Genomic DNA, 15,223 nt, shown 5'->3' with positions numbered 1-15,223 from the left:
GAGCAAATGATCATGACTATTTGCTCACAAATTGTTTATTTTACGATCTGAATTTCGATTGAATGGCCAAGAACACTTTTAAGAATCAAACCAAGGAAGAAAAGAAAGCATTTAAACTCCCGACAATTTCAATCGGGTTTTTAAAGGACAGGAGACTACATCTGTCTTTGGGTTTTTTGGCTTTGATATCCAGTCTATTCCTATTCACTGCATTTTTCTCCTACTTGTTCACAGGCAAAGCTGACCAGAGCATCATCGGCAATGTCATAGATACTGGTGTCAAAGCATCAGGTGTAGAAGCCGAAAACTGGCTGGGATTGTTTGGTGCTTACGCCTCACACTATTTCATCTATCAGTACTTTGGGATTGCTTCCTTCTTGATTCCTCCTTTTCTGTTCTTGATTGGATACAAAATCGTATTTAGGAGAGAAATATTACCCATTTCCAAATCATTCTATGTAGTGGTTTTCTTTCTACTATGGGTCAGTATTCTGATCGGCTACTTCATGATCAACTCAGAATCGATCTACGAATGGGGCTTCTTGGGCGGTGGTACTGGATTTGAATTGGCAGCCTTGCTTGACAGCATGATGGGATGGGGCACACTGCTATTCCTCATTTTCACCTTTGTTGTATTCGCGATCTATTTCCTCAACATCACCCACATGACTGGTCTGTCCAGCATTTCATTCCCAAAGGATCATTCTATTGACGAAAACAGTGAAAACTCACTAGAATCAGTGGATCAAGACGGTGAAGAAGAATATGAGGAATATGAAGGTGATGATGACATGGTCTTGGTGACCAAAGAAGCTGAAGATGATGACTCAGCTGCCATAGCTGCTGTGGTCGCCTCCATCAAAGAAGAAGTCGCCGAAGAAGAAGCACTGCTCAACAAAGAAACCAAAGATATCTGGGAATTGAACGTCCCAAAAACAGCCAAAAAACCAGAAGAAAAGCCAGAATTAGTACTGGATGTAAAACCCAAAGAAATTGCTCCAAAAGAAGAAATCGAAGAAGACGACGACATAGCGTTTGAAGCAGAGATCAACAAGACACCGGACAAAGTTGTCGGTACCTTGGAAAACTACGACCCTACTTTGGATCTGAGCAATTACAAATACCCAACACCAGAACTACTCAACGACTATCCAAACAAAGAGGTACAAGTCACCAAGGAAGAACTAGAGCAAAACAAAGACAAGATTGTAGAAACACTGATCAATTTCAAGATCGGCATCTCAAGTATCAAAGCCACCATCGGGCCTACAGTCACTTTGTATGAAATCATCCCAGATGCAGGTGTCAAAATCTCCAAAATCAAGAATCTAGAAGATGACATTGCACTGAGCTTGGCGGCATTGGGTATCAGGATCATTGCACCTATCCCTGGCAAAGGAACCATCGGTATAGAAGTCCCAAACAAAAACCGTGAAATGGTGGACGTCAAATCTGTACTCTGTACAGAAAAGTTCATGAAAAGTCGGGCTGAGCTACCAATTGTATTGGGTAAGACGATTTCTAACGAGGTATTTGTAACCGATTTGGCGAAGATGCCACACTTACTCATGGCAGGAGCTACTGGGCAAGGTAAGTCAGTAGGTCTCAACATCCTCTTGACTTCTTTGGTTTACAAAAAACACCCTTCGCAGTTGAAATTTGTTTTGGTCGATCCCAAAAAAGTAGAATTGACCCTTTTCAACAAAATAGAAAGACATTTCTTGGCTAAGCTCCCAGACAGCGAAGAGGCGATTATCACTGATACCAAAAAGGTAATTCATACGCTCAATTCTTTGTGTATTGAGATGGACAACCGGTATGATCTACTCAAAGACGCTGGATGCAGAAACCTCAAAGAATACAACCATAAATTCGTCGAGAGAAGACTCAATCCAAAAAAAGGTCACAGATTCTTGCCCTACATTGTCTTGGTGATTGACGAGTTGGCGGATTTGATGATGACAGCTGGCAAGGAAGTAGAGACCCCCATTGCGCGACTAGCACAACTTGCCAGAGCAATCGGCATTCACTTAGTAGTAGCGACACAGCGACCCTCAGTCAACGTCATCACAGGTATCATCAAAGCCAACTTCCCAGCCAGGTTGTCATTCAAGGTCACGTCTAAAATTGACTCCAGAACCATATTGGATGCTGGAGGTGCAGATCAGTTGATCGGTATGGGTGACATGCTACTGTCGATGGGTTCAGAGATCATCCGACTCCAATGCGGGTTTGTGGATACACCTGAGGTAGAGCGTGTCTGTGAGTTTATCGGGAGTCAACAAGGATATCCTAGCGCGTACCTGCTCCCAGAATTTGTCGGAGAAGAAGGAGAAAGCAGTGTGGGTGAAGTAGATCTCAAAGACAGGGATCAATTGTTTGATGATGCCGCCAGACTCATCGTCATGCACCAGCAAGGCAGCACCTCTCTCATCCAAAGAAAACTCAAATTGGGATACAACCGAGCTGGGAGACTCATCGATCAATTGGAGGCCGCAGGAATCGTCGGCCCATTCGAGGGAAGCAAAGCAAGAGAGGTACTCGTTTCGGACGAATATAGTTTGGAACAGTTATTGAATAATCTGAACGGACAATCGTAAAAAATACAAATAAAAATACATAGCAATGAAATTTCTAACCACAAGCTTACTGTTGATCGCACTGGTATTCAACCAAGCATTGGCACAAAAAGACCCGAAGGCAAAAGCCATATTGGACGCGATGAGCAATAAGTATAAGACTATACCCTCGTTCAAAGCAACGTTCACGTACAACATGGAAAATCCCGAAGAAGATATCAACGAGGGATTCAAAGGAGCTGTCAGTGTCAAAGGTGACAAATACAAGCTCAAAATGGAAGGACAGGAAATCATGTTTGATGGTGTCAATGTATGGACCTACCTCAAAGAAGACAAAGAAGTGACTGTAGCTCCTTATGAAGAAAACAGCGATGACATCTCTCTATCCAACATTTTCACACTCTACCAAAGTGGATTCAAATATCTCTACCTAGAATCTAGAGATGGAGGAAAAACAGACGTAGTAGACTTGGTTCCAGAGGATTTGAACAAAAGTTATTTCAAAATCAGAATGGAGATCAATTCAGCTAACAAAGAACTCAAAACATTTAGAGTGTTCGACAAATCAGGTAGCAAATACGTATACACCATCCTCACATTTACCAAAGATGACACAATCAAAGATGCTGACTTCACCTTCAACACCAAAGCCAATCCAGGTGTAGAAGTAATTGACTTCAGATAAGCCATTAGATATTCTTACAAAGCTCTACGAAAAACGTAGAGCTTTTTTCGATTAATTGAGTGTGATCAAGACTTGTGGATTTTGTACTCAATGGACCGAATTCAGCATCCAATCTACCTAATATTTGGTTTCCCTTCGTATAACTTTGAATTTCTACCCTTGAACTTTGAATCATGTGCACCATCCTATTCAGTTGGAAGAATCATCCAGACTATAATCTGATTTTGGCGTCCAATCGTGACGAATTCTACAGAAGACCTACGACTCCTGCACATTATTGGGAGGATCAACCTGACATACTAGCAGGCAAGGATTTGATAGGTGGCGGTACTTGGATGGGCGTCAGCAAAAATGGTCGTTTTGCCGCACTGACGAACTTCAGGGATATAGAAGGTATTGATTCAGATGCCCCGAGCAGAGGCAAACTCACAACCGATTTTTTGACCAGTCACATTTCCCCAAAAGAATATTTGACTCAAATCCAGTACTCAAAAATTCCATACAACCCCTTCAATCTTTTAGTCGGAGACATGAATGAACTGTACTATTACAGCAATGTCAGTCAGGAGATCATAGCCATCGCTCCAGGGATTTATGGCCTCAGCAACGGTCTCTTCGATGAGTCATGGCCCAAGGTGCAAAAGGGTAAACTAACATTGTCTCAGTTAATCACTAATAGAGTAGATCAACCTGAAACATTTCTGGATTTTCTTCAAAACAAAGAATTGGCCGCAGACGCAGACTTACCACATACGGGTGTTCCCTATGGGATGGAAAAAGGGCTATCTGCACTTTTTATTGAGCTTCCTGGATATGGCACCCGCTGCTCCACTATCATCCTCAGAAAGGAAAAAGAATTACATTTTTTAGAAAAAACCTACCCACTCGAAGAGCAGCAAGCGCATTTGACTGTGGAGAAATTTCCCATCATCTAAACAGATCAAAATCCCACCATAAAGTTGGCTCCAATAGAATAAGGCGAGGAATAGCCATCTTCTCGGTTGTTTTCTTCATAGAGGACGTTGTATAGCAAGTAAAAGTTGATTGAAACTTTCCCCACGCTTTGGCTATATCCTGCCCCTAAAAACAAGCCGTCATAATTATAATTGCGACCATTGTAGTTCAGTATATTATACTCATACTGTGCCATTCCAAAGATAGGACCATAGATGAGATATTGTGCGAAGATTTGCGGACCAAAGACGTTATATTTATCATCATAGTATTTGTCCTCAAAATACTGGTAACTCATTCCCAAACCCGTATTTAATCTATCGGTCCATCTATAACCTCCCAAAACAGAAAACCCAACACTAGTGATACGATCACTGAATGACAATCCTGCCAATCCTCCACCTATATAAATTTTTTCTGTCCAGTCGGTGTTTCTTTCCTTCTTACCCGGACGATCTCCCTCGATGGTATACCCCGCTGAAGATTGAGCAAATACTAACTGGGTTGTCAAAATCAATAACAGAGTAAACAGGGTTGTTTTCATATTTTTATGGGATACACCTAAATTGTAAATCAATCTTCCTCTACGACTACAAAAATATCTTCGCCGTCTTTTTTCATAAAATACTTCTCTCGGGCAAACTTTTCTAGCAATTCGGAGTCTTTCAATAGTGCCTCACGATCAGCCTCGGTTGCCTCAATCTTTTTCTCATAATAGACCTTTTGGTCTTCTAGTTCCTCTACTTTGGCCTTCAACTGATACTGAGAGTAAAAGTCATTGGAATCAAAAAACAACATCCACACCACAAACACTACCGTGGCAATGAAGTAAAAGTTCTTGGTAAACTTATATGAGTGTTTCATGAGCAAATGTTTTACACCACTAAATTAACCCTGAATTAATCAATCACAAAATACTGGGTACTAGTTAATCTTGAGGCTAACAACAAACATGATATTAGTTCAAAGCCATTAACCTCAAGATATCTTTTACAATACAAGCCACTCCCATTTATTCTGAATAATCGCTGTTTTCTCAAATTAGTCAGTTTGGAAAAGAAATGAATACAATGCTCAATTAATAGAATTTAAACAAGTTAAAATTTCACTATTCTATCAAGCTCTAAACAACTTGATCAAAGTAAAAGAAAGTTCATTTGAAACACTTTTATATCATCTCTGCTTTATCTAATATTAGCATCTCGCCAGCTAATCTATTTCTAACATAGTGTTAAACATAACAATCAAAATCAATGAGCAACAAACAAACGTATGAAGATGCAGTCATCTTTGTCATGGACTCTCAAGATGAGCCTTTTTTTTTGGATAGTGAAGGAAACAGAAGCGATCCAAACAACCCAGAGGCATTTACTACCTTGGTAGATGGTAACGGTGATGGTGAGATTAGATGGTTTGCAGGAGCAGGTGTCAAAAAAATCACCGAAATCAAAATAGTATCAGGAGACATTGTCTATGATCTTCAGTCAAAGAGAAAGGGCACTTATTGGAAGGCAAAAATCAAAGCGTGTCTAGAAGGAGAGAGTAAATATGATGTAACATTCGTGAATTATAATGGGGAGACTATAACCATTGACCCTCAAATGAAGGTCACTCCTCCTCCAACTGAATGAGAATACATAAGTTGATGAAGAATTTATTGAGAGCCTGTGCATTCACAGGCTCATTTCTTTTTTGTCTGTCAGTAACGGGAATGGATACACTTGACAGCTTGCGTCATGCACTTGAACAAAAAAATCTGAATGATTCTATTAAACTCAACCTTTTTCTAAAAATATCAACCCACCCATCAGTTACTAATCCCGATACGATTATAAAATATGCCAATCAAGCTTTACAACTCGCAAAAACAGATCAACAACGTAATAGGGCATTTTATGCATTGGGTGATGCACACAGACTCAAAGGTGAGTTGTCTATTTCAACTTCTTACTATTTGAAGTCACTTAGAATCTATAAAAATAAAGGAAACTTATTAGGTGAAGCAGCTACATTGTCAAGTCTTGGTGCTGTATACATACAACAAAAGAATCTAGACCTCTCACTATTGTACTACTCTGATGCTTTGATAATATATAGAAATGAGAAAGATTCTATTAATCTAGCTGTTACATTATTGAATACTGGAGAAGTATTTCGGGATTTAGATATGTATGATTCTGCTCTGAATTTCTATCAGGAGTCAAAATTGATTTTTAATCTGCAGCATTATAATTATGGTACAGCCTATACTATGGGCAATATCGGGCTAGTATATGCAGAACAAGGCAAATACGACCTAGCAGAACAAAACATGAACGAAGCGATCCAGATTCTGGAAAAAATGGGTGATCGCTATCCCATCGCTGTATATGAGACCTCGCTAGCCGAAATCTATGCCAAGCGCGGCAATGTCAAGAAAGCCCTACTGTATGCTGAACATGCCCTCTCTATTGGGCAAGAAGAAGGGCTCAAGGAACAAATCAGAGATGCCAGTCTGACCCTCTCTGATCTCTACAAAGCCACCAAGAGCTACGAAAAGGCCTACCACCACCAAAGTCAATACCTGATCTACAGAGACAGCATCAACAACGAAGAAGTAATCCGCCAAATGGCCGATCTCCGTACCGAGTACGAGGTAGGTCAAAAACAAACAGAAATCGACCTCAAACAAGCCGAAGTAGAGCTGCTGGAAGAAGAGGCCAAAGTCAACCGTCTCATGCTCTGGGCAGGTTTGATCGTGATGACACTGCTGATCGGACTGTCAATCGTGCTCTACAAACTCTACCGACTCAAAATAAAGACGGTCAGAATCGTCCGAGAAAGAAGAGAGGTGATCGAGCAACAAAAAAACGATCTCGATGCACTCAACAAGACCAAGGACAAGTTCTTCTCTCTGATCTCACATGACCTCCGTGGCCCGATCAGCAACTTTACGGGAGTGGTTCAGTTGATCCAACAACAGATCGCCAATCAGGATTACGACGAACTCAGACGCATAGGTCTGATTTTGGAGGATTCGTCCTTCGAGATTTCTGCCCTATTGGACAACTTGCTAGATTGGGCGATGAGCCAGCAAGGACACTTCCCCTACAAGCCCGAAGAGGTCAGTGCCGAGGATATTTGCAACCCCTCGCTCAGAGTACTTCGCAACTCTGCAAAAGCGAAGCAAATCACCATGACGGAAGAAATTATCTCCGACCTGATGCTACAAGTAGATATCAACTCTGCCTCCACCATCATCCGCAACCTGCTCAACAATGCCCTGAAATTCACGTCAGAAGGTGGAAAAGTAACCTTATCAGTTGCACAATCAGAGAACTTTGCAGTCTTCACAGTACAGGACACGGGTATCGGGATAGCCAAAGACAAAATGCAGACCTTGTTCGGATTCCATGGCAACCGCAAGCAATGGGGCACAAAAGGAGAAAAAGGTGTCGGTCTAGGTCTCAACCTCGTCCATGAGTTCATCCTGCTCAACCACGGCAAGATCGAAGTTGATAGCGAGGAAGGAGTCGGTACTACCTTCCAGATTTATTTACCCTTATCAAATTAAAACAAGTTTAAAAGAGCGAATCTCCCCCCATCATGTTCTGGATTCGAAGCATCAGATAGGCAGTGCTGATGCTGCAAAGCTACTTGCGAGTCCTCACAAGGACTGTGCTTCTGGGTGACAAGATGAGGGTCCCTCAAGGCGACTAGAGCATCAGAGCAATAGGCCATCATTCATGGTTATCAGCCCTTCTCCTTGATAGGTCGGTAGATCATGACTTTGCCTTTGGTGACTTGGTCGAGACGAAAGTTACTGACGCCTACTATTTTACCCCATTCACCCGTATTTTGGTGGGCTATTTCGTAGTTCATGGTCTCATTGACTTTGTAAACAATGGCGGTGGCCATATTAAAAATATTATTTTGCACAGCCACCTATTTTTTATAGCTTCAGTAAAAAATCATACTTTTTTGTAAGCTTTTAATACAAATTACAACCTATCTCAAAAACTTATCAAATGAACAAACTCACTATACAAGGCCTATCCAAAACCTACTCGAATGGTGCAAAAGCACTAGACAATGTTAATATTGAAATCACAAATGGCATGTTTGGCCTCTTAGGTCCAAATGGTGCAGGTAAATCCTCACTCATGCGAACCCTTGCTACCCTCCAAGAAGCTGATCAAGGCACTGCGACGCTAGATAATATTGACCTACTTCAAAATCCAGAAATGGCTAGAAAAATTTTAGGTTATCTTCCACAAGAGTTTGGGGTGTACCCCAGAATCACTGCAGAACAATTGTTGGATCATTTGGCCATATTGAAAGGCATCACTAAATCCAAAGAGCGAAAGGAACTTGTCAAATACCTGCTAGACAAAGTCAACCTGTATGATAAGCGAAACAAAAGTGTCAAAGGATTTTCAGGAGGAATGAAACAAAGAGTGGGTATTGCTCAAGCCCTGATAGGAAATCCCAAATTGATCATCGTAGATGAACCTACGGCTGGTCTTGATCCGGGAGAAAGAAATCGTTTTTACAACTTGTTGGCAGACCTAGGCAATGAAGTGATTGTCATACTCTCTACGCACATCGTGGATGATGTACGCGAATTATGCACCAATATGGCTATCATGAATCTGGGTCAGATCGTCTACCAAGGTTCTCCTCAAAATGCCATCAATTCCTTAGAAGGCAGAGTCTATCAAAAAATCGTGAGTAGAGAGCAACTTGCCTCCTATGCCAATGACTATTCCATTATTTCTAACAAAATGGTGGGTGGACAACCGCTCATTCATGTGTTGAGTGAAAATAATCCTGGTGATGGTTTCGAAGCGATTTCACCTAATCTGGAAGACGTATTCTTCTCTAAAATCAATACTTCTCACCAATTAGTTTAAGCCCGGTTGAACATGTTTAAGACTTTCTTTTTTTCCGAGTTGAAATACTCGCTCAAACAACCCATGGTTTATATTTTTCTGGGCTTGTTTGCTTTAATGGTTTTTGGTGCTGCTTCTAGTGAAAACGTACAAATTGGTGGATCAGTGGGAAACATATACAAAAACGCTCCCCATATCGTCACTACATGGACTATTATCATGTCCATATTTGGCCTACTAGTAGCTACAGCATTCTACAACAATGCCGCACTTAGGGATCATAACAATGATTTTCATGAAATCCTATTTAGTACTCCTATCAGCAAAGCTGGATATTTCTTTGGGAGGTTTTTTGGAGCACTATTTTTATCTACTATCCCTCTGATGGGTATCTTTTTGGGAACTGTCCTAGGTACTATTTTAGGACCCGCTTTTGGGTGGATCGAAGCGGAGAGATATGGTGAACTGCATCTTAGTACTTTTATCAACAATTACCTGTTGTTCATTCTTCCTAATATGTTTTTTACTGGCACGATCATTTTTACACTGGCTAACAAATGGAAAAGCACTGTTATTTCCTTCATTGGCTCTATCATCATCATGATGGGCTACATCATTTCTGGTTCGTTGCTGTCCGATCTGGACAATGAAACTCTAGCCGCCTTGGTAGATGTATTTGGACTCAATGCCTATAGATTCTATTCTAAATACTATACGCCAATCGAAAAAAATACATTAAATCCTGGCTTTGATGGACTACTGCTATGGAACAGACTGATATGGGTAGGTGCTGGTGTCATAATCTTGATCACGACCTATTTTACTTTTTCTTTCAAAGAAAAAAATAAAAGAGTCAAAAAAGAAAAGTCCGTCAACAAGAAGGAGTCCATCGCTTTCACAGAACCTATTCTTCACCCCTCTTATACTACTGGTACTAGCTGGGTTCAATTCAGAAGCTTCTTCTATACCAATTTCCTAAGCATCTCCAAAAGTGTGACTTTCAAAATCCTCATCATATTTGGCTTGATACTTTTGATCTCCAATTTGGTCAATGGCTTTGAATACTTTGGTCTTCAATCCTACCCAAGAACCTACAAAATCATCGACCTCATTGACAATGTCTCTTTCCTATTCATCATTATCATCTTGGTGTTTTTTAGTGGAGAATTGATCTGGAGAGATCGTGAGAGCAAAATCAATGAAGTGATCGATGCGACTCCTCACACCTCACTGATATCCTTGTCTGCCAAAGCACTATCACTGATTGCCATTACTTGCATTTTACATTTTGCTTTGGTGCTAACCGGTATCATCGCTCAATTGGCCAAAGGCTACACTATTCTGGAATTGGATGTATACTTTTTGTCTTTCTTATATAAGAACTTGCCCTACTACGTCATCTGGACTGGTGTACTGATTAGCATACAGGTCATCATCAATCACAAATACATCGGGTATTTTGTCTCTATCCTTTTCATATTTGCATGGGAGTTGATTTTACTCATCTTCGACGTAGAAAGCACCATGATGCTCATAGGAGATTCTCCGAGTCTTACCTATTCTGATATGAACCGTTTTGGTCCAGAGTTATTGGGTTCATTTTGGCTCAACTTCTATTGGTTACTCTTTTCCTTCTTTTGCTTGCTGATTGCTGGTGCTATATGGACGAGAGGAGTGGTAGGTTCATTGAAAGAGCGAATCCTTGCAGCTCTGTCTCTGCTATCAAAAAGTTATAAACTCCTAATTGTGACATCCTTCGTTGTCTGGGCAAGCGTTGCAGGATTCGTGTATTACAATACTCAAGTCCTCAACCATTACCGTACTTCCGACGAGCAAGAGGAGTCTCAGGCAAACTATGAAAAACTGTACAAGAAGTATGAACATGTAGATCATCCTAAAATCATCAATATTCAATATTTCGTAGATATTTTCCCACATGAAAGAGACGTCTATACCAAGGTAAAGGTGCAGATTATCAATGAACATAGCAGTGCGTTGGACTCTATCCATTTCAATGTGGGAGAAGACTGGGATACTAGCTTTGAGATACCCAACTCTACGCTGGCATTTGAAGACAAGGATTATGGCTACTTGATTTACGTTTTAGACCAACCACTTCCTCAAGGAGACACTATGAACATAGAGGTGGAGGCAAAATTCATAAGCCAAGGGTTTTCCAATAAAAGAGAAAACAGCAAAGTCGTCAAAAATGGGACATTCCTAAACAACTTTGACTTCCTACCGGCTTTTGGCTATCAATCATCGGTAGAGTTGAGTGATAAAAATACTAGGAAAAAGTATGGTCTAGAGCCCAAAGATAGGATGCCAGAGTTACAGGCCGATTGTGATGACGCTTGCAAAATCAACTATTTGAGCAATGGCACTTCTGATTACATTCCATCCGAAACGATCATTTCTACCGTAATGGATCAAACGGCTATTGCTCCGGGATCACTCATCAAACAATGGACAGAAAATGATAGGAACTACTATCACTACAAAGTGGATCATACTTCACAAAATTTCTACTCTTTCATCTCTGCCGAATTTGAAGTAGCCACAAGACAGTGGAATGGTATAAGTCTGGAAGTGTATTATGATAAAAAACATGAGATCAATGTCCCTATCATGCTGGATGCAATCGAGCGGTCTCTTGGGTATTACATCGAAAATTTCGGCCCTTATTACCATAAGCAATGTCGAATTATTGAGTTCCCTCGTTACGCTACGTTTGCCCAAGCATTCCCTGGTTCTATGCCCTACTCAGAAGCCTTTGGTTTTATCATCAATTTGGAAGATGAAAACGAAAACAATGTCGTCGATGCAGTCATTGCGCACGAGATGGCGCACCAGTGGTGGGCACACCAAGTGGTAGGTGCCAACATGCAAGGTGCCACTATGATGAGTGAAAGTTTTTCTGAATACTCTTCTCTCATGACTATGAAAACCATCAGCAAGACTCCCATGAAGATGAGAGAATTCTTGAAATATGACCATGACCGCTACTTAAGAGGTAGAAGTCAAGAGTTGGTCAAAGAAATGCCTCTCTACAAAGTGGAAAATCAGATGTACATCCACTATGGCAAGGGCAGTGTGATCTTGTATGCGCTGCAAGACTATATTGGAGAAGAGAAAGTGAACCGTGCCATGAAAAACTTCCTAGAAGCCTATCGCTATCAAGCACCCTACCCTACTTCTTTGGATTTCCTCAGTTACCTAGAGCCAGAAGTCCCCGATTCGTTGCATTATTTGATCGATGATTGGTTCAAAGAGATTACCCTCTATGACAACCGTCTCAAAGAAGCAACTTATGAGACGTTAGACAATGGAAAGTATAGAGTGAATCTGCTCGTAGAGTCTGAGAAACTCAAGGCCGACTCCATCGGTGTAGAATCCAATGTCGCCATCAATGATTGGATTGACATAGGTTTCTTTATGGATAGCGACGAAGAAAATCTATACTTCGAAAAGAGAATGAAGTTTGATCAAGCATCGATAAACTTCTCTTTTGACTTGGACTCACTCCCTGCCAAAGCAGCCATCGACCCAAGGCATTTATTGATCGACAGAGTGTACAAGGACAACATCAAAACGCTATCTGAGCAATAATCACTCGTACCGCTAAAAAATCAAAGCCTCCGTTCAGATAATGACGGAGGCTTTTTCTTTGTTCTTTCAACTTGCATTAGCAAGTACAGGAGTTAATAAAAATAGGTTAATAAATTATTAGGGCTATTATTTGTGTAAAAATGGTTGGATTCTGCTCCAACCAAAATGGTTTTCTTGATAACGGCCACTGATATAGCATAACCTATTGATTTCAAACCTAATAAACTTGTATCAATTAACTATTAACCCCTGAATTATTCAATTCAGGCTCAACCCTTTTCCTTGATAGGTCGGTAGATCATGACTTTGCCTTTGGTGACTTGGTCGAGACGAAAATTACTGACGCCTACTATTTTACCCCATTCGCCCGTATTTTGGTGGGCGATTTCGTAGTTCATGGCCTCATTGACTTTGTAAACAATGGCGGTGTGCTGTGCCATGGTTGCTTTGTAAGTCATATTGCCATCCTTCCAGTTGAGCTCGACATTTTCGAACTGGATCAGGTCTCCTGGAAGCACTTCTTCTTTCTTGGGATTCAACAAGCGACCATAGATGCTGATTGTCTTCAACGAGCTGCGGTCAAAGTACGCCCCAGAATACTTCAAAGCTCCTGCTGCCAAATCCCAGCATTCGCCACGGTCGACCTTCGTCCCCATCACACTGTCTACATATTCGACGACCTTCTGATTGAGCTCTGGGAGGTCGGTATTCAAGGAGATGCTAACTAATACAACTACAAATAGGGATTTGATCATGATCACGATAATTTTTGTTTTGAAGGTTTCAAACGGAATTGAGTAGAGGTGAGTTGCTCCAAGCCATTTATTGAATTCGCTTAGTGCCATAGTCGAAGTGTCCGCTGCGGCATTCTCTCGACATGCAGATCATTTCCCTCTTTCCTTTTATCCCGCAAACCAAGAATACCTCTTTCACCTGACAGCAGCAAACATCACGATCTCGAAAATCAAAAACTATATGAATAACTCCCAAATCTAAGAAGCTGATCCAAGACTCTACCTTTTCATATTTCAGGACGCTTTGCGGAAGAAATTAAAGTTCAGGTTTAGGGTTGCGCAACATGAACTTGAACCTTGCGCAACATCAGAGAAGAGCTAATGATTGATCTGTATCAAACCTATAAGGTTTTTGAAACCTTATAGGTTTAGTATCACATCTTCTCCAAGACCTTGATCAATTCCTCTTGGGTGGTGTCTACCTCTGTGGCTACTTTGGTACGTTTGGCGTACTCTGCCAATCGCTCTGGCATCTCTATAGGCTGCTTGATGATCGGCTCCACCACATCGCCAAACTTGGCTGGGTGTGCCGTCTCCAAGAATACCCCGACTGATTTGGGGTGCTCCTTCATGTATTCTTTCAGTCCCAAGTACCCTACCGCACCGTGTGGATCAAGTAGGTATTCTGTAGCCTGATAGACTTGTCTGACTGTCTCTGCAGTTTGTGCATCGTCGTAGGCATAACCTATCACGCCTACTTTCATGTCTTCCCACGACGAACCAAAGACTTCTTTCATGCGGTAAAAATTGCTCGGGTTGCCCACATCCATGGCATTGGAGATGGTGGCTGTCGATGGCTTGGGCGTAAACACTCCCGTCTTCAAATAGGTCGGTACTACATCGTTGGCATTGGTCGAGGCGATGAATTGCTTGATCGGCAAGCCCATCTTTTGCGCCAGCAGACCTGCAGTCAGGTTGCCAAAGTTGCCGCTAGGCACAGACACGACCAAGTCACCTAGGTCCTTGAGCATCGCATATGCCCAGAAGTAATAAAAGGACTGTGGAATCAGCCTCGCCATGTTGATGGAGTTGGCTGAGGTCAGGTTGTATTTTGCTTTGAGTTCCAAGTTCAGGAAAGCATCCTTGACCATTTTTTGACAGTCGTCAAAAGCCCCACGTACTTCCAGTGCCTGGATGTTGTCTCCTAGCGTGGTGAGCTGCTGCTCTTGTATTTTGGAGATCTTTCCTTTGGGGTAGAGAATGATCACGTTGATGTTCTTCACACCGAGAAACCCACTCCCAACTGCTGCACCCGTATCACCAGAAGTCGCCACGAGGATGGTTGACTTCTTGTCACTCTGGGCAGAGAAGTAGCTCAGGCATCTGGCAAGAAATCTAGCTCCTACGTCCTTGAACGCACAGGTCGGTCCATGGTACAGTTCCAGCGAATAGACATTCTGCTCCACCTCCACGATCGGCAAGTCAAAGTTCAAAGTATCCGAGACCAACTTGCGCAAATCACGCTCAGGAATCTCGTCTCCGATGAATCTACTCGCTACCTCATACGCGATATCATGCAATTTCATATCCTCAATCTCCTCAAAAAAGGAGGCGGGTAGTGTAGGTATCGTCGTGGGCATGTACAAACCATTGTCATCAGGCAATCCTCTGAAAATCGCCTCTTCGTAGCTTACCTCTGGGACTTGTTTGTTGGTGCTGTAGTACTTCATTTGATTAGATATTAGAAACTAGATTCTAGATTTTAGACTTAATACTTTGGGTCTGCTTCAG

General features: G+C 41.7%; 12 protein-coding genes. 7 read left to right on the top strand and 5 right to left on the bottom strand.

The window, feature by feature from the left end; all coding sequences use genetic code 11:
• The first annotated feature begins 62 nt into the window (after window positions 1–62).
• The 3 genes from N6H18_RS08535 (at window position 63) to N6H18_RS08525 (ending at window position 4,199) form a co-directional block, all read left to right on the top strand.
• Window positions 63–2,600 (top strand): FtsK/SpoIIIE family DNA translocase, encoded by a 2,538-nt coding sequence (locus N6H18_RS08535; protein WP_262311417.1) that lies wholly within the window; start codon window positions 63–65, stop codon window positions 2,598–2,600.
• Between the two features lie 25 nt (window positions 2,601–2,625).
• On the top strand, window positions 2,626–3,264 hold the full coding sequence (locus tag N6H18_RS08530) for a LolA family protein (protein ID WP_262311416.1): 639 nt from the start codon (window positions 2,626–2,628) through the stop codon (window positions 3,262–3,264).
• Window positions 3,265–3,437: 173 nt separating this feature from the next.
• A complete protein-coding gene (locus tag N6H18_RS08525) occupies window positions 3,438–4,199 on the top strand; it encodes an NRDE family protein (protein ID WP_262311415.1) in 762 nt (253 codons plus the stop codon).
• A gap of 5 nt (window positions 4,200–4,204) precedes the next feature.
• On the opposite strand, the gene N6H18_RS08520 is transcribed toward N6H18_RS08525, so the two are convergent.
• Window positions 4,205–4,762, bottom strand: coding sequence for a hypothetical protein (locus tag N6H18_RS08520; protein ID WP_262311414.1), 558 nt, complete (start codon window positions 4,760–4,762; stop codon window positions 4,205–4,207).
• A gap of 29 nt (window positions 4,763–4,791) precedes the next feature.
• Entirely contained in the window at window positions 4,792–5,082 is a 291-nt protein-coding gene (locus N6H18_RS08515; protein ID WP_262311413.1) for an FtsB family cell division protein, read from the bottom strand.
• A gap of 389 nt (window positions 5,083–5,471) precedes the next feature.
• Here N6H18_RS08515 and N6H18_RS08510 point away from each other — a divergent pair, with 389 nt between their 5' ends.
• Both N6H18_RS08510 and N6H18_RS08505 read left to right on the top strand, forming a co-directional pair.
• A complete protein-coding gene (locus tag N6H18_RS08510) occupies window positions 5,472–5,849 on the top strand; it encodes a hypothetical protein (protein WP_262311412.1) in 378 nt (125 codons plus the stop codon).
• A 14-nt stretch (window positions 5,850–5,863) separates the two neighbouring features.
• Window positions 5,864–7,771, top strand: coding sequence for an ATP-binding protein (locus N6H18_RS08505; protein ID WP_262311411.1), 1,908 nt, complete (start codon window positions 5,864–5,866; stop codon window positions 7,769–7,771).
• Between the two features lie 179 nt (window positions 7,772–7,950).
• Here N6H18_RS08505 and N6H18_RS08500 read toward each other — a convergent pair whose 3' ends face one another.
• Complete coding sequence (locus N6H18_RS08500; protein WP_262311410.1) at window positions 7,951–8,136, bottom strand: hypothetical protein; 186 nt, start codon at window positions 8,134–8,136, stop codon at window positions 7,951–7,953.
• 89 nt (window positions 8,137–8,225) lie between these two features.
• On the opposite strand from N6H18_RS08500, the gene N6H18_RS08495 reads away from it, so the two are divergent.
• Together N6H18_RS08495 and N6H18_RS08490 are read left to right on the top strand one after the other, a co-directional pair.
• The gene (locus N6H18_RS08495) at window positions 8,226–9,110 is read left to right on the top strand and encodes an ABC transporter ATP-binding protein (RefSeq protein ID WP_262311409.1); all 885 of its coding nucleotides are present in this window, start codon (window positions 8,226–8,228) and stop codon (window positions 9,108–9,110) included.
• Between the two features lie 12 nt (window positions 9,111–9,122).
• Window positions 9,123–12,698, top strand: a complete 3,576-nt coding sequence (locus N6H18_RS08490) for a M1 family aminopeptidase (RefSeq protein ID WP_262311408.1) — start codon at window positions 9,123–9,125, stop codon at window positions 12,696–12,698.
• 269 nt (window positions 12,699–12,967) lie between these two features.
• Here the strand turns inward: N6H18_RS08490 and N6H18_RS08485 are convergent, their stop codons facing one another.
• Together N6H18_RS08485 and thrC are read right to left on the bottom strand one after the other, a co-directional pair.
• Window positions 12,968–13,453 carry a hypothetical protein gene (locus tag N6H18_RS08485; protein ID WP_262311407.1) on the bottom strand — a complete coding sequence of 162 codons (486 nt, stop codon included), beginning with the start codon at window positions 13,451–13,453 and terminating at the stop codon, window positions 12,968–12,970.
• A gap of 413 nt (window positions 13,454–13,866) precedes the next feature.
• Window positions 13,867–15,162, bottom strand: a complete 1,296-nt coding sequence (gene thrC, locus N6H18_RS08480; RefSeq protein ID WP_262311406.1) for a threonine synthase — start codon at window positions 15,160–15,162, stop codon at window positions 13,867–13,869.
• Between the last annotated feature and the right edge of the window lie 61 nt (window positions 15,163–15,223).

The organism is Reichenbachiella agarivorans (genome assembly GCF_025502585.1).
Taxonomy (GTDB): domain Bacteria; phylum Bacteroidota; class Bacteroidia; order Cytophagales; family Cyclobacteriaceae; genus Reichenbachiella; species Reichenbachiella agarivorans.
This window is presented reverse-complemented; position numbering and strand designations above follow the sequence as displayed.